Raw genomic sequence first — 21,737 nt, forward strand, 5'->3', positions numbered from 1 at the left:
GAATTAGGACCCGGACGCGCCTCGAAGGGATAATTCATGCAGCGTGCATTGAGGCTTAACGCATTGTTTCTGTTGGGGATGTCCCGATGAATGTTGAAATCGGGTCTGGGCAGCGCTGCCGGGGTCATGGTTAGGCGGCCTCTGCGGTTTGGTCAACGCCGGTGGTGCCCGGCTCCCGGTGCTGCAGAAGCGCGGTCTTGAGGACCGGCAGCTGCTTGTGGGCCTTCAGACGCCGGAAGCCTTTGGCGGCCTCGAGCATGCCGGCGGCGGTCCAGCGCAGGGCCATCTTCGCGTCACGCCACCGCTTCACGTTCCGGCAGACCTGCCGGATCACGGCGTTCATCGACTCGATGATGTTGGTGCTCGCCAACGAGCGACGCAGTTCGAGTGGCAGTCCGAGACGGATCACGGTGAGGATTTCGTCCAGGCCCTCGAGGATGCTCTTCGAGACCCCGGGGGCCTCCAATTCCATCCGGCGTGCCAGATTGCGCAGAAGACGTTCGGCCTTGTCGGCATCGTCCAGTTCCCATGCCTGGCGCAGGGCGCGACGGACGGCGGCGTGAAGCTTGGGATCGAGCCGCTCGGTGATGTTGCGCGCCTTGTGGATCTGACAGCGCTGGATCGGGATATCCGCCCCGAAGGTGCGGCGGATGGCCTTCGTCAGCGCCTTGGCGCCGTCCACGATGAACAGCCGACACACCGCCGGATCGAGGCCGCGGTCGATCAGATTGTCGAGCAGCGCCTGCACGGTCGCCGCGTTCTCCGTCGCGCCCTCGACCACGCCCAGCGGGTGCTTGCGGCCATCGGCATCGACCCCGACCGCGCCGAGCATCAGAAGGTTGTCGTCCATGTGCAGCCCGTCGATCTGGATCACCAAGAGATCCAGCGCCGACAGGTCCGAGGCCATCCACTCCTCCAGACGCGCCTGGGTCAGGGCCTTGAACCGCCGCGAGACCGCCGACTTCGACAGGCCCGAGCCCGCCTCTGCAGGCACCCCGGCCTCGGGCAGGCGCACCGCACGCCCCACCTTGCGCGTGGCCACGTTCATCAGCATCAGGTTCGTCGCCCATTGCTCCAGCCAACCGACCTCGGCAGCCTCCTTCCAGCTGGGCAGCGGCAACTCCTTGCCGGTGGCCTTCGAGCGCACCCGTGGGCGCTCCATCTCCACCTTGCCGCCGTGAAAGCCCACTGGACCTTTGGTGCGGCCCCAGCGATATCCCGGCTTGTCGGCTGCACGCGCATGCAGGGTTCCGGCCAGCGCCGTCGCATCTTCCTCCAGCATCTGCGTCAGACTCGCCAGGCCGGCGATCAGGCAGAAGCGCTCGAAGCTCGCTCCGACCTCGTCGTGCGCTTCCTCAACCGCTGCCGTCAGGTCGGCCGTGCTGGCCAGCGCCAGCGGGGACGTGATAGTTCTCTTCATGGTGTTGCTCTCCGTTGGATTGAACACCCCGAGCCTACGGCTCAGGGAGAGCAACGCCACCCTTCACTCCGCGAAGTTCAACATCGACTGGGACATTCCCGCGTTTCTGTTTCTCGCAGTGGCTTTGTTCTTAGCGAATCCATTCGCTTCTCGCGCTGCCAAATACAATTCAGAGACCTTCGTCTCGGCGGTCGCTGTTTACACATCATATCGAGTGATTAACAGGGTCTTGTCTGTTGCCGCCGATACGAGCGTTCAGGTTGGCATCATCGGGACATCGGCTGGGTTCAAGCCTGGCCATATCTTGCGCTCCTTGCTGGACACGCTCGACCGCTTCGCAGACCTATTGTTTCCATTGATTATATTAGCCGGTGTCTTGAGCATTGCTATCAGTCCTGTTGCATCATTGGCCGCTGCGCTGGCAGCTCTGGGGTTTGCGCTCAGGATTTCCGCTGACTTCACAGCGCGACATTCCACGGCTTTCGCCCCACATATTAAACGATTGGGCAACGCATGTGCAGGTATTGGCATTCTGTTCGCACTGGTCATTCCGCTGACTTATTCTGCGGGTTATCTGATCGGGAACCAGATCACCGCGCGCAGCTGGGAAGATGCCGTCACGACATTTGAAGCTTTTGAGACGAAGGTGCATGTTGCTGACGAGGCGTTGCAAGAACCCACCTTGGGCGCATTGTCCCTGCCAGAAGGATCACCAGAGCAAACTCAGGCCGATCCGGAAATAGCTGCCCAGGGCGAGGCACCAAATGAATCTGCAGATGAGGAACTCAGCCGCTGGAGGGTTCTGAGCCTGATGGACCAGTCCTGGGGCGCTGTCGGTGAAGCATGGGGGTCTTTAAGTGATGGGGTCACCAACGTTGCAATCGGCGCGCGCAATGTCGGAAACAACTCCGTCCAGGCGTTCAGCAGCGTTCCTGAATATCTCGAAAAGTCATCGGAACTTGTAAGTGCAGCATTTCAGTACCTCATTGCACTGATCGTGAAGACGCTGGTTATTCCCATGCTTATTGTCGGTGTCGGTCTGTGGCTCTGGCGTATCTTCTGGAAACCCGCACACACCATGACGATCCGCCCAGCGCACGAAATGCGTGACAGGTCTCCAACTTCGATTGAATGATCATTTCACTCTCGAAAGCGCGGTGCCCGCCCTGCAGCTTTCCTGAAACTGCCCTCAACGGGTTGCGCCGAGCTCCAGTCGCGCCCTGAGATCTTCAAACTCCGAGTCGACGGCATAGATGCGCTCGAATTCGCTTCTTGCGCGTGCGCGCTGGCCAGTTTCATCATAGAGCACCGCCCGGTCATAGCGGATCTGATGCAACAAGCCCTCGGGCCGGTCCTTGCGGCGGCGGTTGGCCAGAGTGAACACATCGATTGCCGCATCCGGCATGCCGAGTGCAGCAAGTGCGCGGCCACGATAGAGCAGGATTGCCGTATCGACCGGGGTTTCGTTTTCGACATGCACAGTGGCGCGCACCACGCGGTCCATCAGCGCGCGGTCATCCGGGCTGTCGAGCGCCAGTTCAGCAAAGGACAACAGCACCACCGGATCAGTCGCATCGATCTCCATCAGCCGCTCGATATGCCCCATCGCATCTGCATGGCGGCCCTCAAGCTGCGCGATTTCCACCAGCGCCAGCCGTGTCCCGCGCTCGCGCGGGAAGACATGGGCGAAGATGTCGCTCGTGATCGGCAGGCTGGCCTGTGCCGCGATCTCATATTTGACAAACAGCGCGCCCAGATCACCGAGACGGGCAAGCGCGTGCTCAAAATGCGCCCTGGCGCGGTCGAATTCTTCGCGGCGCAGCCGGATCATCCCGGCCATCCAGGCCGCATCGGGCAGATCGCCGGCCTCTTCCAGCGCCGCCAGGGCGGCGTCCTGATCCCCGTCATTGAGCGCTCGAATGCCGTCGATGAAGCGCTTTTCCTCGGCCGGTGTCATCAGCCGCTGGAAGAACCCCAGCTTCAGCCGGTCGCGCTGCGGCACGGATGGCGCAGGGGCAGCCCCACCGCGCCCGGCGCGCTTGCGGTCATGGACCGTGTAGAACAGCCCAGTCCCCGGCAGGCCCGCTGTCGCCCTATTGCCGCGCGGGCTGATCGTGTATTTCGCGCCGCGCGGTCCAAAGGACAGAGATGCATTCGCTTTCGACAGGTTCAGCGTGACACCGGGGGCCAGACGAACGCGACGCCAGAAACGGAATGCCATGTCTGTTTACCCTCTGCTCACGCAACCACCGGATAGAAAGGGCGCCCCCAATCTTCCTGCGGATGCTCCATCATCAGATCGACAAAGACGGGCAGCAGGAACCCCAGAATAGCCGCCCCATCGCGCACCTGCGCACGGTTCACGCTGCTGTTCCAGGTCGCCCCGCCATGCACAAGCTGGTTGCGCAGCACATAGAGCCGGTCGAAAACGAAGCTGAGCACCTTGACGCCGTCGCCGCTCTGAAAGGCCTGAGCGAAACTGCGCGAGGAGTGACGGAACTTTTCCTCCCAATCCGCGAACCCTTCGATCCCGTTGGTATGCTGCCAGAACGGGTTGAAGACGAAATGGTTTTCCATGAGCGCCCGAACCGGGCCGGAAAAGCGCTGCCAGAGCGCCTTGTAGATGCGCTGGTCTGCATCGCGTGTGACCAGCTTGCCGAAATAATCGGCAAAAGCCGCGCGTTCGCCAAGTGAAATGATCTGGAAGTCCCGCTCATCGGCATAGGCGGCATTGAAGGCGATCCACAGGAAGATGAACCGCGCGTCGTTATCCTCGCCGCAAGCCTCTGCCCGGCCGATCCAGCTGATGGACCGATGCACCCGCAACCCCATCGTTTCAGGAAAGTCCGCGCGGATCGCGCGCTGTTTGTTTTTCAGGGCATGAAATGTCATGGGCGCGGTCATTGAAAAAACCTTTCATTATCTGGTTATGGCATAGCCGCGAAATCCGAACGGCGGTGTTGCGCCACCATGTCACGCAATGCCTGCGGAGCAATCACCTCGACCTTGTCGCCCCATTGATACAGATGCCAGGCCATTTCCAACCAGCCCGCCGCGTGGAACCGCACGATCAGGCTGCCATCCTCTTGCGGCTCCAACACTTGCTCGGGGTGAAACCGGAAGCCGGCCGCGCGCTCTGCGGCATCCGGGGTGAAGCGCCAGATCACCTCGCCATATTGCGCGGGGTCTTGCCAGACACCAAAAGCCTGTGCGGCGTAGTCCCCGATCGTGAACCCCTCCTGCAGGGAAAAGCTCTCGTTCAGTGTTTCGGCTTCATGGATCAGATCGATGCGGAAGTTGCGCACCTCGTCGGCCTTTGCCGGATCGCGGGCGGCAAGATAGGTCCGATGCCCCAGAAGCACCCCATGCGGCTCCAGAATGCGCATCCGGGCATCGTGATTGTAACGCAACCGCAGCCGAAAGGGCCCGCGCAGCGCCTCGATGATCGCATCGAGAATGTCCGGCGCGACGCTGACCTTGGGACCGGGGCGCGTGACCTGGCCCATCGCGGCCAAAACGGCCTCTGCATCCGCCTCGACGCGTGCCCGTGCCGGGCTTTTCATCAGCAGGCCGTCGCGCAGATCATTCAGCGCGTGGGCATGACGCAGACGCCCTTCGGCGTTGGCCGTGCGGGCTGCGATCTCTAGTGCTTCAACGGCCGTCTCATGCCGCAGCTGCAACCGGGCAAGGCCGGGATCAAGAAGCCGCCAGCGCCGCTTGCGGTCATCGCCATCAACCGCCTCGACATTCCCGAACGTATCTTCCAGTGCATCGGTCATGCGCTGTGCAGTCCGGTGGGACACGCCGAACTCGTCGCAGATTTCCTCAAGACTGATGCCACTACGACGAGCGGCGGCCATCTGCGCGAGGCGGATCAGATCCTGAGCCTTGGAAAAAGACATGCGCACCCCGCCAGCCCGCCAGTTTTTGTCACCCTGTCAGGTTAGAAAGTGAAATGCGTCCTGTCGAGCCGATTCCCGAATAATTTTCAGGACCATTTCCTTGGCCCGGCAGGCGCACCACCTTATCAAGAGGACTGACAATGAGCGGAAGTGTCATCAGAATCGAGCGAATTACCTCGCGCAGCGGCGTCACAGAAGAACCCGTGATCACAGCCAAAGGCTACCAGCTTGCCGACCCGGCCCATGGCAAACACAAACACCATGCCGAGCACGCGACCTATGTGCAGTCGCTGGATGACGCCGCTGCCTTGATCGCGCGTGGTTTCTCTCTGCGCATGGCCGCGAAAGGCAAGCCGCCTTCCCTGATCGCACCCAAAAGCCTGCGCATCATTCGAGAGAGCGAATTGCAGGCCTGCTGACCCGGCGTGAGCTTTGGACAGGGCGGGTCGCGGCGACGGCCAGCCCTGTCTGTCAGTAATTGACACCCACGATAATTACTGAGCAACTTGATGATATTGCAAAGCGTTTCCATTCTGGGTTGCGCTGTTGTTCGAAAAGGCCTCCATGCGTAACCTGAATGGCACTATTCTTTTTTCAGCGACCGATTTGATGCGGTTCATGGGCTGTGCTCACGCAACCACGCTGGACCTGATGCGTCTGCGTGGTGTGGGGCCAGAGCCACGCGCCGATAGCGAAGATGCCGCGTTGCTGCAAAAACAGGGTGATGCACATGAAATCGCGCATCTTGAACGCCTGAAAACCTCTGGCCGGTCTGTGGTTGAGATTGCGCGCAGCGACCTGGCGGCGGATGCCGCATTGACGCGCAAGACACTGGCGCACGGGGCTCAGGTCGTCTTTCAGGGCGCGTTCCTGTCGAATAACTGGGGCGGCTGGTCGGATTTTCTGGAGCGGGTGGAACGCCCTTCGACGCTAGGCCCGTTCAGTTATGAAGTGGCCGACACGAAGCTGAAACGTCGCCCGCACCCCAAGCATGTGCTGCAACTGGTGCTTTATTCCGATTTATTGACCGAAGTGCAGGGTATGGCGCCGGAATTTGCCCATGTCGAGTTGGGCGACGGTACCCGCGCCACGCTGCGACTGGCCGACTACGCCGCCTATGCCCGCATGGCGCGCGCCCGGTTGGAGAGCTTCGTTGCCGATCCGCCCGCCACACGCCCGGTGCCTTGCGCCGATTGCGCGCTCTGCCGCTGGGCCGATCATTGCGAGAGTGTCTGGGACAGTCAGGACAGCCTGTTCAACATTGCGGGCATTGCGCGCGGGCAGGTCAAGAAGCTGGAGGTGGCCGGGATCACCACCATGGCACAGCTTGCGGCGTGGGACGGCACCGTGCGCAGCATGGCGGCGCCGACGCTCGACAAGCTGCGCACGCAGGCGCGGCTGCAGCACGCGCGCAAGTCCGGCCCGCCCGCTTATGAGCTGCGCACCCATGTCCCCGGCAAGGGATTCGATCTGCTGCCGCAGCCACAGCCGGGCGATCTGTTCTACGACATCGAGGGCGATCCGCATTATGAGGGTGGCTTGGAGTACCTGCATGGGGTCTGGTTCGACGACAAGTTCCGCTCATTCTGGGCGCATGACCATGCCGAGGAAGCGCAATCGCTGGCCGCCCTGCTGGCGTTCTTTCGCGACAGGCTCGGTGCCTTCCCCAAGGCGCGCATCTATCACTACGCCCCCTATGAGATCACCGCCCTGCGCCGTCTGACCTCGAAATACGGGATCGGCGAGGCCTTCCTTGACCGGCTGTTGCGCGAGCGGCGCTTTGTGGACCTTTACGCCGTGGTGCGCGGCGGGGTGGTTGCCTCGGAGCGGAACTATTCGATCAAGTCGATGGAGGCATTCTACAATATTACCCGCGACGGCGATGTGAAAAGCGGTGGCGGGTCCGTCGTGGCCTATGAAGAATGGCGCGAAACCCGTGAGCAGCGCATTCTGAATGATATCGAGGATTACAACCGGATCGACTGCATCTCGACCGAGCGCTTGCGCGACTGGCTGGTCGGCATTCGCCCCGATGGGCCTTGGCCGATCTTTGAGCAGGATGCACGCGATCAGGAGGTCGAGGAGGACGAGGCGACCACGGCCCTGCGGCAGGCACTTGCAGGCTCCCGCCTGCCTGCGGCGCGGCAAGACATGCTGTTCAACCTTGCCCAGTTCCATACGCGCGAGGCCAAGCCCGCCTGGTGGGCGATTTTCGACAGTCTAGGCAAGGATGACGAGGATCTGATCGACGATCTGGACGCCTTGGGCGGGCTGGTCGCGAAGGGCAAGCCGTTTCCCATCAAACGCTCCACCGCGCAGCGCTACAGCTTTCCACCCCAGCAGACAAAACTGCGCAGTGGCAGTTCGGCAAGCGTGCCAACGCCCGAGGGGTTCGATACGATCACAGTTGAAGAGTTGGACATGGACGCGGGCGAGGTGACGCTAAAGGTCGGCAATGCGCGCGCCGATATCCTGCAACCGCGCCTGAACCTGCACCCAAGCAAGCCCCTTGAAACAAAGGTGCTGCGCGCGGCCATCGCGGATGTGATCCGCGACCAGTGCGACGGGCCAGCATTACGCGCGGTCGATGACCTGTTGTCGCGCACAGCACCGCGTCTGACCGGGCCGCAACAGGACATCCTGCAAGGTGATGACATCGTCGCGGGCATGATCAATGCCGTCCTGCGCATGGATGAAACTGTCCTGCCCGTGCAAGGACCGCCCGGCACCGGCAAGACCTATGTCACCGCGCGGGCCATCCTTGCGCTGGTGCGCAAGGGGCATCGTGTGGGCGTGGCCTCGAACAGCCATGAGGCGATCCGGAATGTTCTGATGGGCTGTCTGACGGCGTTGGAGGATCAGGACCTGCCGATTGATCTTGAACTGGTTCACAAGGTTTCGGGCGATCAGGACGGCTATCCCGAGGGCTGCGCCGTGACCCGCACCAACGACAATGCCACCGCCGCCGCAACCGGGCATGTCGTCGGCGGCACTGCCTTCTTCTTCGCGCGCGACGAAAATGTGCAGTCCTATGACTGGCTGTTCGTGGATGAGGCCGGTCAGGTGGGGCTCGCGAATATGGTCGCCATGGGCCGGGCCGCGCGCAATATCGTGCTGGTGGGCGATCCGCAGCAATTGCCGCAGGTCATTCAGGGCGCGCATCCTGCGCCTGCAGATCTGTCGTGTCTGGAATGGATGCTGGGTGATCATGCGACCATCCCGCCGGACCGGGGCATCTTTCTAGGCGTCACGCGACGGATGCACCCGGACGTGAACCGCTTCATCTCGGAACAAGTCTATGAGGGGCGACTGACAAGCCATGCCGACACGGCAAGGCAGCGGGTCACGGGCACATCCTTTCCGGAGGCCGGGGCGTTCTGGGTGCCCGTCACACATGAGGGCAATGCGCAGATGGCCCCTGAGGAGGTCGAAGCGATACGTCTGGCCTGCGACGATCTGCTGAAAGGCCGCTGGACGGACAAGGACGGCCAGACGCGTCGCCTGCGCCGGGACGACATCATCGTCGTCGCGCCCTACAACTTGCAGGTCAACGCCCTGCGCGCTGCCCTGCCGGACGAGATCAGGGTCGGAACGGTCGACAAGTTTCAGGGACAGGAAGCCCCGGTCTGCATCGTCTCGATGACCGCGTCCTCGGCCGAGGAAAGCCCGCGCGGCATGGAATTCCTGTTCTCGCTCAACCGCATCAACGTGGCCGTGTCGCGCGCCAAGGGGCTGGCGCTGGTTTTTGGCGCGCCGCGTTTACGCGAGGCGAAATGTGAAACGGTCGAGCAGATGCGGCTGGTGAATACTATTTGTGCATTGGAGATCGCCCCTTGAGCTTACTCACCACAACCCGGCGCCTTGTATTTTTTGATACGACCGGCGCTGCATATCAGCCTGTCCGACACGGCGACCGTGCGTCTGGGCGTTCGGTATTCAAGATCAAACCGAAAGGAGCAAGCAACCGGGCAGACGATGCAGTTCATACCGAGGACTGGCTAGAACTAGCTCGCGCCATGCTGATTGAGCAGCTACCGGCACGGTGCAAGGCCCTGACCGGAGGGACAGTTAACTACCTTCGATACGGTGCCGAGAAGCTCAAGAGCTATGAGCTTGACCCTGAACTTGCCAATGCATTGAGCATACCCGCCAAAGGCAACGCCAGCGATGCGACCGCGTCGATCTCGAGGGCCGCAGTAGAGGCGGCTATAGACGCCTTCGTAAGGAATCAACAAGATGGCGACCACGCTGGGGTTTTCGATCATTTCGGGAACCCCCGCGACTATTGGGTGCGCTCCAGCCGAAACCGTGACAATCGCGTTTACCCCACTAAGCCGATTGTCGGGTTCATCCTTAACAAGACCGAACTGAACGGTGGCTGGGGACAAAAGTCAGACGCTGCCGCACGATTGCACAACGCTGGTTTCATTATCGTGGGCGAGGATGATGCACCTGTCGCGCCACCAGAGAAATACGACCACCTGATCCGCGACGCTGATCGCATACGCCTCTGCGCGCTGAATTACTTTATTGAGGCGGCACGCGAACAGGGCAAGGCGCAGGTCGCTATCCGGGCGGGCGATCTGGCTACGGCCATGGGGCTGCAAGATGCGTTCCCGAATATCTGTCAGGCCCTCGGGGGTGAGAAATTCCAGCAACTGGCGGAAGTGCCGCCTCCGACCCATACCGAGCCGAACCCCAGCAGTTCGACCACTTTCACATACAGGCTTGCAGGGCAAGCAGAGGCAGATAGCATGACAAATGAGACAACGGCCACACCGCGAACAGCAACCAACCTGATCCTCTATGGGCCACCCGGCACCGGCAAGACCTATCGGACAGCATGGGAGGCGGTCCGACTTTGTCTTGGCGAGCAGGTTGCAGCTGACCTTGACGGAAAAGACCAGCGTGATGCCCTCATGGCAGAGTATCGACGCCTTGTCAGCGAAGGTCGGATAGAATTTGCGACATTTCACCAGTCCATGTCCTACGAGGAGTTTGTCGAAGGCCTGCGGCCAAGCACTGGCGACGATGCGGAAGAAGGACCAGAGGATTTAGCGACAAGCACCGGCTTTCGCCTGAAGCCCCATGACGGTGTTTTCAAGCGCATAAGTGAGCGCGCGAGACTGGATCAGGCTGACAACGGTTCGTCCGCGCGGCTTGATCGTTCAGCGCGCATATTCAAGGTCGCATTGGGGCGGCGTCAGGTTGAAGATGATCGTATTCGCCATGGCCTTGATCATGGGTTAATCCATGTCGGCTGGGGCGGGGATATTGACTGGGCTGCTGAGCGCTTTGACGACTTCAACGAAATTTATTCCGAGTGGCGCTCAAAAAAGGACGCAGAGGCCACGGGCCACGACGGCAACATCGTAATCACCTACTCCTTCAGGGCCGATATGCAGGTTGGGGATTATGTGGTCGTGTCCGATGGCCGGGACCGGATTCAGGCTGTTGGACGCGTGAGTGGAGAGTATTACTATGATTCTGGGGCAGAGTATCACCCGCACCGTCGTCAGGTAGAGTGGTTGTGGCGCGATGACAATGGAACGGAAAGAAGCCGTTTTTACCCGAACGGCTTCAGGCGCCATTCGGTTTACAAATTAAACCAGACAATCATCGACTGGGATGCACTGGAAGCCATCATTTTCGGGGATACGGCACCGCGCGCTAGCCGGTCGGCGCGCGACCATGTTCTGATCATCGACGAAATCAACCGTGCGAACATCTCGAAGGTTTTCGGTGAACTCATCACGCTGCTGGAACCCGACAAGCGGCTGGGCATGGAGAACGAGATACGCCTTGTCCTGCCCTATTCCAAAAAGCCTTTTGGCGTGCCCGCGAACCTTCACATCATCGGCACGATGAACACCGCCGACCGTTCAATCGCACTTCTCGACACTGCCCTGCGCCGCCGTTTTACCTTCCGTGAACTGATGCCCGATCCATCTGTCCTTTCGACCAATATTGACGGGATCAATCTGCGGGCGCTTCTGACCACGATAAATGATCGGATCGAGTATCTTTTTGACCGCGAGCACCAGATCGGGCACGCTTATTTCACGGGGTGCAAGACCCGCAGCGATGTTGCGGAGGTGATGCGCTACAAGGTCATTCCGCTGCTGGCCGAGTATTTTTATGAGGATTGGTCGAAGGTCGCTATCGTGTTGGGCGAAACCGGGAAAGGTGAAGCGCGGTTTATCGTGTCCGAGCCTCTCAAGCGTCCTGACAGCATGGCAGAGGACGATTTTTCCGGTGAAAGGCTACGTTGGCGGGTGAAGGACCAGTTCGATTTCTCGGAGTTCGAGGTCTGATGACAGCCTACACACTACAGGAATGGGCGAGACTGCCCCTGGGCGACGGCCAGGGCGAAATCCCGGAGCATCTGGCAAAGCGCCTCGCTGATGTGGCGAAGGCATCGTCCTTCGCTGGGCAAGGTGGAGGCGGTGTGCTGGAGGATCGGCGCACCGAATTGCGTGCGCGCGGTGTTGTAGGCGTGATCGCTGCGCAGGGGTGCAGTCTCGAAATTCTGCCGAAAATCGACGTCCTCCCAGCGGAAGTGGCAGAGCAACAGAACGCTGCCATCCGCAAACGCTTGGTGCATATGCTCGCGGTCGCGCTAAATCTGAAAATCGATATGGGGCAGCTGACAGAACTTGACTGGCAGCGCGAAACGCTTCTGGAAATCCTTATCCGGATATTCTGTGACAAGCTGACCGAAGCAGTTCGCCGTGGCTTGCCACGTCGCTATCTGGGTCATGAGGATGATCTTCCAGCCCTACGCGGCACGCTGGATGTGCCGCGCCAATTCACCCGACATGCCGCCAACCCCGGGCGGCTGGCCTGCCGTTTCGATGACCTGTCGCAAGATATCGCGCTGAACCGCATCATGAAAGCCGCCGTGGCGCATCTGTTCAGAATGAGTAGAAGCGCCGCCAACCAGAAACGCCTTCGCGAACTGGCCTTTGTCTATGGCGACATCACCGACATTCCCGTGCCCGCATTGAAGTGGGAAGACGTCATAATCGACCGGACGAACCGTGCCTGGCAGGATCTGTTCGGCATGGCACAACTGTTCTTGCGCAGCCGATATCAGACAACGAGCAGCGGCGCAGGGCAAGGAACGGCGCTCCTATTCGAGATGAATGCGCTTTTCGAGGAATATGTTGGCCGCCTTGTCGTGCGGGCCCTTGCCGGAACGGAGTTCCGCGTGTCGCTGCAGGGGGGACGACTGTTCTGCCTTACATCGATTGACGACAACCGCGACATGTTCCAAACCAAGCCGGACATCCTGATCAGGCGCGGCGGACAAGTGGTGCATGTCATCGACACGAAATGGAAACGCATATCTGCGCGTATCAATGACCCGAAACAGGGTGTGTCACAGGGCGACATTTATCAAATGATGGCTTATGCTCATCTCTATAAGCCCCCGAGGCTGACACTTCTCTACCCCCACCATGTAGGACTCGGCAGAAACGAGGGCGTTCAGACGCAGTTCAGGATCACCGGACACGATACACTGATCGACACCGCAAGCGTCGATGTGGCCAACAGCAAAGAAATCGTAACAAGGCTGAGAAACAACCTGTTTACAAGCATGATGGATGACACTCTTCTTCTATGTTGAGAGAAGGGACCACCCCAAGGCGACGGTTTCCAGCGTAAAGCACCGCAAGGCTGCGCCAAACCGTAGGTGACAAACAGCGTCGAGGCACATAGCCTGGTGCCATGACGAACGGTGCATGGACAGATAAAGAAAACGATCTGATCGTCGCTGATTACTTCGCGATGCTGGCCGACGACATCTTTGAGCGTCCCTACAACAAGGCCGAGCACCGCCGCGCGCTGCTTCCGCGGCTGAACAATCGATCCGAGGGCTCCATCGAGTTCAAGCACCAGAACATCAGCGCGGTTCTGAAGGGTCTCGGCGAGGACTGGATCCCCGGATACAAGCCCTCCTTCAATTTCCAGATGACGCTGGTCGATGCCGTGGCCCGCTGGCTGGCGCTGAACCCGGCCTGGCTAGGCCGTCAGCCCGGTCTGCGTCCAACAAGTGGCCTCAGCGAAGCGGGGCAGATCTGGACCGGGCCGCCGCCAACATTTTCGAACCAGCCGCCACCTCAGGAGCTGGAGCAGATGCTGCACATCGCCCACAAGTTCGACGTCGCTGGGCGAGACGAGCGCAACAGAGCCCTCGGCCGTGCCGGTGAGGAACGCGTGCTGGCGCATGAACGGTCCACGCTGCGGGCTGCGGGGCGTGACGATCTGGCGCGCGAGGTGCGCTGGGTGTCGGAGGAGGATGGCGACGGCGCGGGTTACGACATCGCGAGTTTCGCCCCGGACGGTCTGCCTCGGCTTATCGAGGTCAAGACGACGAACGGCTGGGAGCGCACCCCTTTCTACATCACCCGCAACGAGCTGGCCGTGGCCAAGGAGCGCCGATCAGAGTGGCGTCTGTTCCGGCTGTGGAATTTCTCACGCGAGCCGAAGGCGTTCGAACTGCACCCGCCCCTTGATGCCCATGTTTCACTGACTGCGACGACATTTCAAGCGAGCTTTCATTGAGTTGCAGTCGAAAAGGCGTCGTGCGTCGTGCGTCGTGCCAGTTCCGCTCAAGATAGACCAAGCTAACTATGCCCTTGAGATTATGGGGCTAGTGGGCACTCACGCCGCATCGCGGGTGTAGGATGTGACAATGCCTCCAAGTTGGCGGTTGCGGCGGATCGGGCCGTCACGGGCGGGCCGGAAATCGACCTGCAGCACGTTGTTCCCTATGTCCCGCCCACGATGCGGGCGCTCGGTGTTGTAATGGCGCACCCAGGTCCGCAGGATATAGTCGAGCTGCGACCGGCTGAAGCAGACGAAAAAATCCAGACATTCGCGTTTGATGGTGCCGATGAAGGATTCGGCGAAGGCGTTGGCGTCTGGTGCTCTGTGCGGGATCTGGATGACCCTGGCACCTTCCGATGCCCAAACGGTATCGAAGCTGACGCTGAATTTGGTGTCGGCGTCTCGGATCAGGAAGCTCGGCTCGATCCCCTGCTTCGAGCACCACATAAGCGTGTTGCGTGCCTGCTGCGTCACCCATTCCGAGTCCGGGGCATAGGTCGGAGCACTGCAATACACGCGGCGACTGCCGAGATGGATGAAAATCAGCACATAAGCTGTCAGCGGTCCACGGGCAGTGAGCACGGTCTTGGTGAAGAAGTCGCAGGCAACCATGCTTTCCATATGTGCCCGGACGAAGGTGCTCCACGGGAGGGCTGGCTTCTTCTTGCGCTTCTCTGGGCTCGGGTGGATGCCTGCCTCATTCAGGATGCGCTTTACCGAGTTTGCGCCTGCGTAGAGCCCCAGCTTTTTCAGTTCCCCCGCGATCCGTTTGTAGCCCCAGAGAAGGTTTTCTGACCCGATGCGAATGACAACGTCGCGCAACTCCTGTGTCAGGCGCGGCCTTCCCACTGCCTTGAAGGGGCGCCCACCACGCATCTGGGCAAGCCAGCGCTTGTATGTCGCAGGCTTTGCGACCTCCATGAGCGCGTCGATATCATGTCCACACTCCGCTCCGATGCGCAGCAGCTCGGCTTTCTCTTCGGGAGAGAGGATTATCCTCTGCGTCGGGATGCGGGCCCGCAGGATCTGGATTTGGGCCTTGAGCAGCCTCAGCTGCGCGTTGTGCCTGGGCATGAAAAGCTGGGTCAGGAAAACGATAAGGAGTGAGAACCTAGATTTCATCTTGCCAGGCTCCACCACGGCGCTTAAAAAAATTGCTGTCATTTCAGCGTGATGGGCCTCGCTTACATTTTGGCACCCCGCTCAGGAAGGCCAATAACGCTGGGGCCTGATTGTGGCCGCGAAAAATCTGAACGTGGGATATTTTGGCGCCTTTGCGCGTGTTTCGCTGCCAGTCTCGACTGAACCAAATGGCGATTCAAACCATCAGTTATATCAATTAAAACAATGCCTTAGAGGGTGGAGAACGTTCGACGCCAGACCCATCCCCTCCGGGAGATGAACGAACGCGGCGCGAAGGTCGTGATTTCACAACGACCAAACCGCCGCACGCCTCTGGCTGTCGACGAAGAGATGTATAAATGGCGGCACCTGATCGAGAACTACTTTCAGAAGCTGAAGGAATTCAAACGCATAGCAATGAGGTCGGACAAAACCGACACATCCTACGCAGCCATGATCTCCCTCTGCGCCGCCATCATCAATTCGAAATGAATGTCCACAGGCCCTAGTCAGGGCTGACTTCTTCGACAATCACCAGTTCACGTTCAGCGGCCCCTTTGGCGAAGGAAAGCGCTTCTTGATAGGCGGCAGAGTTGTAGCAGGCCACTGCATCTTCTACCGAAGGGAAGCGCGCCACGACATTGCGCGCGCGATCCCGCCCTTCCAGTTGGACATACCGCCCGCCACGGGCAATAAATACGCCGCCATGCGCGGCAATGGCCCCTGTGGCACGTTTGGCATATTCGCCATACGCTTCGGCGTCGGTGACGTCTACATGTGCAATCCAAAGCGCGCTCATGCTGTTTCCTTTTCAATGAGGGACAGGGCCGCCGCAAGGGCCGCATCCGCAGTTGACATATCGACCCCGCCGCCTTGCGCCATGTCAGCGCGGCCGCCCCCGCCCTTGCCACCAAGCCCGGCGACGACTGCGCGCACCAGATTGACCGCAGAAAACCGTTCCGTCAGGTCTGGCGTCACACCTGCCGCCACTGCAGGCTTTGCGCCTGTATCTGCAATCAGGATCACAACACCAGATCCCAGCTTTTCCTTCATCGCGTCAATCAGCGGCGGAAGGTCCTTGCCGGTCACCCCGTCCATGATCTTGGCAATCACCTTGATGCCTGCCACCACTTGCAGGTCATCGCCGCCATCACCGCTGCCGCCCATCGCCACCTGGCGTTTCAACTGCGCGATTTCATTTTGCAATGCGCGGCGTTCCTCCATCAAGGCGCGCACACGCGCCCCCACATCCTGCGCGGGGGTTTTCAGCAGGCTTGCAATATCGGACAATCGGGCATCTTGCGCGCGCAAATAGGCAAGCGCGGCCTGTCCGGTAACCCCTTCTACCCGACGAACCCCGGCAGAGGACGCCCCCTCATTCAGCAGCACAAACGCCCCAATATCGCCGGTGCGCGTTACATGCGTGCCGCCGCAAAGTTCCAGCGAATAAGTGTTGCCATCATGCCCCTTGCCCGACCCGGCCAAAGTGCCCATCGACACGACGCGCACTTCATCGCCGTATTTTTCGCCAAACAACGCCTGCGCCCCCAGGGCGCGCGCGTCATCGGGCGTCATGATGCGGGTATCGACGGGGGTATTCTGGCGTATAAAGGCGTTCACCTCGGCCTCGATCAGCGCAAGCTGGTCTGCGCCGATGGCAGCACCATGGCTGAAATCGAAGCGCAGCCTGTCTGCCGCGTTCAGCGACCCCTTTTGCGCCACATGGTCCCCCAGCGCGCGGCGCAATGCTTCGTGCAGCAAATGCGTTGCGGAATGGTTGGCGCGAATGGCGCTGCGGCGGGTATGGGACACCTCCAGCTTGACAGGTTGGCCCGCCAGAATCTCGCCTTCCGTGATTTTGGCAAAATGGATAATCAGACCGGCAGTTCGGCGCGTGTCCGTCACCTCGGCTACGCCAGTGCCTGAACGGATGAAGCCCGTATCGCCCACCTGACCGCCGGATTCAGCGTAGAACGGAGACTGGTTCGTGATGATCTGCACCTCGCCCGCGGCAGATTTCACCTCGGCCCCGTCAACGACAAGGGCCACAACCTGCCCTTCGGCGGTTTCCATGTCATAGCCCAGAAATTCCGTGCTGCCCAAACGGTCCGCCAGATCAAACCAGATGGTCGCGTCCGCCGCTTCACCCGACCCTGCCCAACTGGCGCGCGCGCGCGCCTTTTGTTCGGCCATGGCCGCATCAAAACCCGCAACATCGACCGCGCGGCCACGTTCGCGCAACGCATCCTGCGTCAGGTCCAGCGGGAAGCCGAATGTGTCATACAGCTTGAACGCCGCGTCGCCGGACAGGGTGGCCCCTTCGGGCAACCCCTCCAACTCGGCATCCAGCAGCTTCAGGCCGCGGTCCAGGGTCTGGCGAAAACGGGTTTCTTCGGCGCGCAGGGTTTCGGTGATCAGCGCCTGCGCGTCGCGCAATTCGGTGTAATGGCTGCCCATCGCACTGACCAGCGCGGGCACAAGGCGGTGCATCACAGGGTCTTGCGCGCCCAACATATGCGCATGACGCATGGCGCGGCGCATGATCCGGCGCAGCACATAGCCGCGCCCGTCATTGGCGGGCATAACCCCGTCAGCAATCAGGAAGGACACTGCGCGCAAATGGTCGGCAATGACGCGGTGGTGCGTCTTGCCCGGTCCGTCAGGGTCGGAACTGGTCGCGTGGCAGGACGCCTCAATCAGGGCGCGCATCAGGTCAGTGTCATAATTGTCATGCCTGCCCTGCAACAGCGCGCCGATACGTTCCAGCCCCATGCCGGTATCGATGGACTGGCGCGGCAGGTCGGTCAGGCGCCCGTCTTCATGCTGTTCATTTTGCATGAAAACAAGGTTCCAGATTTCGATGAAGCGGTCGCCATCTTCGTCAGGGCTGCCCGGGGGGCCGCCCCAGATGCCGGGTCCATGGTCAAAGAAAATTTCGGTGCACGGCCCACAAGGCCCAGTCGGCCCCATGCGCCAGAAATTATCGTCCGTGGGAATGCGGATAATGCGGTCATCAGGCAGGCCCGCCACCTTTTTCCAGATATCCGCCGCTTCATCATCGGTGTGATAAACCGTGACCAGAAGCCGGTCTTTGGGAATGTCGAAATCGCGTGTCAGCAATTCCCACGCAAAGGGGATGGCTTCGGATTTAAAATAATCCCCGAAGCTGAAATTCCCCAGCATTTCAAAGAATGTATGATGGCGCGCGGTATAGCCCACATTGTCCAGATCGTTATGCTTGCCGCCTGCGCGCACGCATTTTTGCGATGTGGTGGCACGGTTGTAATCGCGGTGTTCCAGCCCGGTAAACACGTTCTTGAACTGCACCATCCCCGAATTGGTGAACATCAATGTCGGGTCGTTGCGCGGCACAAGGGGGGAACTGTCCACCACGGCGTGGCCGTTGCGGGCAAAATAATCAAGGAACGTCGTGCGGATATCATTAAGGCTGGGCATTTTTCACTCCGGCGCGAAAGCGGGACGGGACAGGTTTCGAACCCGTTTATCCGCGCAATCAGGGCCTGTCCACACCTCAGGCGGGATTGCGCGCCTGTCATGGCCCGAAGGGGCGCGCAAAAGGGCCAGGGCGTGCGGGTTAACTGCTACGACACATGGCAATATCGCGCGCGCAAGCACACCAAACGCGGGCGCCTGCCTGACAGCAGGCACCCGTTTCACGGTCAATCCTCGGTCAGAGGGGCATCACCATCTGCCATGGGGAAATCCAAACCATGGGCCGCACGAATCTTGTCTTCAATCTCCATCGCGCGCTGGGGGTTTTCCTTCAGGAAGGTTTTTGCATTCTCGCGGCCCTGTCCGATGCGTTCATCCCCGTAAGAATACCACGCCCCCGATTTTTCAACGACCCCCGCCTTGACCCCCAAATCCAGCAATTCGCCAGTTTTTGAAATCCCTTCGCCATACATGATGTCGAATTCAACCTGCTTGAAGGGGGGGGCCACCTTGTTTTTGACCACCTTCACACGCGTCTGGTTACCCACAACTTCATCACGGTCCTTGATCGCGCCGATGCGGCGTATATCAAGGCGCACGGATGCATAAAATTTCAGCGCGTTGCCGCCCGTTGTGGTTTCGGGGCTGCCGAACATGACGCCAATTTTCATACGGATCTGGTTGATGAAGATCACCATGCAGTTCGACCGCGAGATGGAGCCGGTCAGTTTGCGCATTGCCTGACTCATCAAGCGTGCATGCACACCGACATTCGAATCGCCCATATCCCCTTCAAGTTCGGATTTGGGCGTCAATGCCGCCACCGAATCGACCACCACCATCGACACCGCGCCAGAACGCACCAGCGTATCGACGATTTCAAGCGCCTGTTCGCCCGTATCGGGCTGCGAAATCAGCAATTCATCCAGATTGACGCCCAGTTTGCGCGCATATTGCGGGTCCAGCGCGTGTTCTGCGTCCACAAAGGCGCAAATGCCGCCTTTCTTCTGCTCCTCGGCGACGGCATGCAGCGTCAGCGTGGTTTTACCCGAACTTTCCGGACCATAAATTTCAATGATGCGCCCCTTGGGCAACCCACCAATACCAAGGGCAATATCCAACCCTAGCGACCCTGTGGAGGTTGACTCAATCTCCGCCACCGGGCTGTCGGCGCCCAGCCGCATAATGGACCCTTTGCCAAACTGCCGTTCAATCTGGGCAAGCGCCGAATCGAGCGCTTTTTGTTTTTCTGCCGTCCGCTTGTCAGTCATTGTCAGCAAATCCGCTACAGCCATTGTTCCGCCCCTTATTCCACAGCGCGCCGCGCGCGGCAATCGCAGGTTTGTTCGTTAAATGTTCTATAATTCAATTTTCCGCACAAAGCGAGAACTTTTCGCGCCCGCCTCAGTTGAGTGAAGCAAAAACTGGTTAACAAATGGTTGAACCCGCTGGGTTGCATGCAGCGCAAGGCGGGGTTGTCGAACTGGCACTGGCAAAGTCAGCAACGTTGACCTAATTCCAGTGACAAGGGGGGAAACATCTTTATGAAAGGGTTTCCAAATGGCACTGCTCAGCACCAATATCGCAACTGGCACCAAAGAAATCGGAAGCGGGTTTCTGGCGTTTCTGGCACGGTTGGCGGAACTGTCACCAACCTACAGACGCATCACTTACTATAACAGCAAGTCAGACGCGCAGCTGGCCGAAATGGGGCTGCGCCGCGAAGATATCCCCGCCAAGGTTCTAGGACCGCGCATGTTTGTATAACAGCGCGGCTGGCCTACAGGCGGCGAACCCCCGCATGGGCCAGCAACGCTTCATTTTGCGCGCAATCCCCATGCAGCAGGTTGAACGCACCGGGCGGCAGGTCTGCATCAGCGGCAATGCGCGCAAGCATTGTGGCGAACACCACATCGGTTTCGGGCGGGCAATACACCAGCCCGCCACACAGCGCCCGCCCCAGCTGCCGCCCAAACTGGCGCGGCGCCTGACCAACGGCATCGGTCACACAAACCGGGTGACCAACAGCACCATGCCCCCCCTTGATACCAACTGCCATCTGGCTGATCGCTGCGGCCTCAACACCTGTGCCTTGCGCCGCAAGGGCCTGCGCCAGCGCCGCGCCCGATTGCGCAACCAAATCCGCAAACCGCGCCCGCGCTGGCCCGCCCGCCCCCCGCAAGTGTGCGCGCAACCGGGTGACATCGCCCTTCTGGGCGGAAATAACCTGCCCAATCGCGCGCCCGTCTCTCGTGACAACCGCAGTTGCACAGCTTCCCAATGGCGCGCGCCACGCGCCGCCGACATAATGCGCAAACAGCCGTTCTGAAAAATCTGCAAACAGGTCATTGGACATGGCCACAATTCTAAAGCAAATTCCGCAAGCCAAAGATAGGCTTTTTGCAGTGTTCGGCACGCGGCGCAGGGCAAATGTGCGATGGCCCTTGCATCGCTGCGCTGTGTGACACATTTATGCCGGACCCGCAGATAACCGGAAAGCAACGCATGAGCCAGGACCCCAGCAAACGCGGACTGATCGCGGCCCTTCGGGGGAATTTCATCGCTGGCCTTGCTGTCATCGCACCCGGCATTCTGACCGTCTGGTTGGTTTGGAATGTGGTGACATGGATTGACGGGCTGGTGCTGCCGCTTATCCCGCGCGGCTTTCATCCTCAGGCTGTGGTGGGGCTGGACGTGCCGGGTGTGGGGGTGATTGTCTTCGTCGTTTTCACCCTCGTGATGGGGTATTTCACAAAAGGGCTGATCGGGCGCACGCTGGTGAACTGGGGCGAACGCATTGTAGAGGCAATGCCTGTCATCCGCTCTATCTACAATGCTGTTAAACAGATCGCGGACACCATCCTTGCGCGAACGGCCCCCACTTTCGACCGCGCCTGTCTGGTCCAATACCCGCGCCCCGGCATATGGGCGATGGCGTTCATCTCGACGACAACGCGCGGTGAAATCGGGGACCGCCTGTCCAGCCACGGGGACATGGTGTCAATCTTCCTGCCCACAACACCAAACCCGACCTCGGGCTTTTTGCTGTTCGTGCCACGCCATGATGTGATCGAACTGGACATGACAATCGAAGATGCCGCCAAACTGGTGATTTCGGCCGGGCTGGTATACCCTGACTCGCGCAAGATCCGCGCGCGCGACGATGGGGATGCGCAGCCGGTCAGTGACCCGCTGACCTGACCGCCAAAGGTTGCAATGCGCAGCCT

At 60.1% G+C, this 21,737-nt stretch carries 17 protein-coding genes and 1 pseudogene; 9 read left to right on the plus strand and 9 right to left on the minus strand.

Annotated features, from left to right (window positions below):
• Positions 1-130: 130 nt before the first annotated feature.
• Complete coding sequence (locus ACTZWY_RS08305; protein ID WP_444790228.1) at positions 131-1,420, minus strand: IS256 family transposase; 1,290 nt, start codon at positions 1,418-1,420, stop codon at positions 131-133.
• Between ACTZWY_RS08305 and ACTZWY_RS08310 the strand changes: the two genes are divergently transcribed.
• Positions 1,419-2,555, plus strand: a complete 1,137-nt coding sequence (locus ACTZWY_RS08310; RefSeq protein ID WP_444790229.1) for a hypothetical protein — start codon at positions 1,419-1,421, stop codon at positions 2,553-2,555. The genes ACTZWY_RS08305 and ACTZWY_RS08310 overlap by 2 nt on opposite strands.
• A 54-nt stretch (positions 2,556-2,609) precedes the next feature.
• Here ACTZWY_RS08310 and ACTZWY_RS08315 read toward each other — a convergent pair whose 3' ends face one another.
• The 3 genes from ACTZWY_RS08315 to ACTZWY_RS08325 are packed head-to-tail and all read right to left on the minus strand — an operon-like array spanning position 2,610 to position 5,322.
• A complete protein-coding gene (locus ACTZWY_RS08315) occupies positions 2,610-3,641 on the minus strand; it encodes a DUF4236 domain-containing protein (RefSeq protein WP_444790230.1) in 1,032 nt (343 codons plus the stop codon).
• Between the two features lie 17 nt (positions 3,642-3,658).
• Positions 3,659-4,312: a hypothetical protein gene (locus ACTZWY_RS08320; RefSeq protein ID WP_444790231.1), complete on the minus strand. Its 654-nt coding sequence runs from the start codon at positions 4,310-4,312 to the stop codon at positions 3,659-3,661.
• Between the two features lie 35 nt (positions 4,313-4,347).
• The gene (locus ACTZWY_RS08325; protein WP_444790232.1) at positions 4,348-5,322 is read right to left on the minus strand and encodes a helix-turn-helix transcriptional regulator; all 975 of its coding nucleotides are present in this window, start codon (positions 5,320-5,322) and stop codon (positions 4,348-4,350) included.
• 140 nt (positions 5,323-5,462) lie between these two features.
• Here ACTZWY_RS08325 and ACTZWY_RS08330 point away from each other — a divergent pair, with 140 nt between their 5' ends.
• From ACTZWY_RS08330 to ACTZWY_RS08350, 5 genes are all read left to right on the plus strand, one after another.
• Positions 5,463-5,741: a hypothetical protein gene (locus tag ACTZWY_RS08330; protein ID WP_444790233.1), complete on the plus strand. Its 279-nt coding sequence runs from the start codon at positions 5,463-5,465 to the stop codon at positions 5,739-5,741.
• Positions 5,742-5,886: 145 nt separating this feature from the next.
• Positions 5,887-9,159 (plus strand): TM0106 family RecB-like putative nuclease, encoded by a 3,273-nt coding sequence (locus tag ACTZWY_RS08335; protein ID WP_444790234.1) that lies wholly within the window; start codon positions 5,887-5,889, stop codon positions 9,157-9,159.
• On the plus strand, positions 9,156-11,636 hold the full coding sequence (locus ACTZWY_RS08340) for an AAA family ATPase (protein ID WP_444790235.1): 2,481 nt from the start codon (positions 9,156-9,158) through the stop codon (positions 11,634-11,636). The genes ACTZWY_RS08335 and ACTZWY_RS08340 overlap by 4 nt, the downstream gene beginning before the upstream one ends.
• A complete protein-coding gene (locus ACTZWY_RS08345) occupies positions 11,636-12,952 on the plus strand; it encodes an McrC family protein (protein ID WP_444790236.1) in 1,317 nt (438 codons plus the stop codon). Before ACTZWY_RS08340 ends, ACTZWY_RS08345 begins: the two co-directional genes overlap by 1 nt.
• 101 nt (positions 12,953-13,053) lie before the next feature.
• Positions 13,054-13,890 carry a DUF3883 domain-containing protein gene (locus ACTZWY_RS08350; protein ID WP_444790237.1) on the plus strand — a complete coding sequence of 279 codons (837 nt, stop codon included), beginning with the start codon at positions 13,054-13,056 and terminating at the stop codon, positions 13,888-13,890.
• Positions 13,891-13,989: 99 nt separating this feature from the next.
• Here the strand turns inward: ACTZWY_RS08350 and ACTZWY_RS08355 are convergent, their stop codons facing one another.
• Positions 13,990-15,099, minus strand: coding sequence for an integrase core domain-containing protein (locus tag ACTZWY_RS08355; RefSeq protein ID WP_444790238.1), 1,110 nt, complete (start codon positions 15,097-15,099; stop codon positions 13,990-13,992).
• A 240-nt stretch (positions 15,100-15,339) separates the two neighbouring features.
• Here ACTZWY_RS08355 and ACTZWY_RS08360 point away from each other — a divergent pair.
• Positions 15,340-15,549: pseudogene (locus ACTZWY_RS08360) on the plus strand (IS5/IS1182 family transposase); the annotation flags it as partial.
• A 13-nt stretch (positions 15,550-15,562) separates the two neighbouring features.
• Here the strand turns inward: ACTZWY_RS08360 and ACTZWY_RS08365 are convergent.
• The 3 genes from ACTZWY_RS08365 to recA all read right to left on the minus strand — a co-directional run bounded on the left by ACTZWY_RS08365 (position 15,563) and on the right by recA (position 19,805).
• A complete protein-coding gene (locus tag ACTZWY_RS08365; protein ID WP_444790239.1) occupies positions 15,563-15,856 on the minus strand; it encodes a DUF1330 domain-containing protein in 294 nt (97 codons plus the stop codon).
• Positions 15,853-18,513, minus strand: coding sequence for an alanine--tRNA ligase (alaS, locus tag ACTZWY_RS08370; protein ID WP_444790240.1), 2,661 nt, complete (start codon positions 18,511-18,513; stop codon positions 15,853-15,855). The genes ACTZWY_RS08365 and alaS overlap by 4 nt, the downstream gene beginning before the upstream one ends.
• A gap of 224 nt (positions 18,514-18,737) precedes the next feature.
• The gene (recA, locus tag ACTZWY_RS08375) at positions 18,738-19,805 is read right to left on the minus strand and encodes a recombinase RecA (protein WP_444790241.1); all 1,068 of its coding nucleotides are present in this window, start codon (positions 19,803-19,805) and stop codon (positions 18,738-18,740) included.
• 265 nt (positions 19,806-20,070) lie between these two features.
• On the opposite strand from recA, the gene ACTZWY_RS08380 reads away from it, so the two are divergent.
• A complete protein-coding gene (locus ACTZWY_RS08380) occupies positions 20,071-20,277 on the plus strand; it encodes a hypothetical protein (RefSeq protein WP_444790242.1) in 207 nt (68 codons plus the stop codon).
• 13 nt (positions 20,278-20,290) lie between these two features.
• On the opposite strand, the gene ACTZWY_RS08385 is transcribed toward ACTZWY_RS08380, so the two are convergent.
• Positions 20,291-20,866, minus strand: a complete 576-nt coding sequence (locus tag ACTZWY_RS08385; RefSeq protein ID WP_444790243.1) for a hypothetical protein — start codon at positions 20,864-20,866, stop codon at positions 20,291-20,293.
• A gap of 149 nt (positions 20,867-21,015) precedes the next feature.
• On the opposite strand from ACTZWY_RS08385, the gene ACTZWY_RS08390 reads away from it, so the two are divergent.
• Positions 21,016-21,711 carry a DUF502 domain-containing protein gene (locus ACTZWY_RS08390; RefSeq protein ID WP_444790244.1) on the plus strand — a complete coding sequence of 232 codons (696 nt, stop codon included), beginning with the start codon at positions 21,016-21,018 and terminating at the stop codon, positions 21,709-21,711.
• Positions 21,712-21,737 lie beyond the last annotated feature (26 nt).

It is taken from the genome of Roseinatronobacter sp. NSM (assembly GCF_052379845.1).
Lineage (GTDB): Bacteria > Pseudomonadota > Alphaproteobacteria > Rhodobacterales > Rhodobacteraceae > Roseinatronobacter.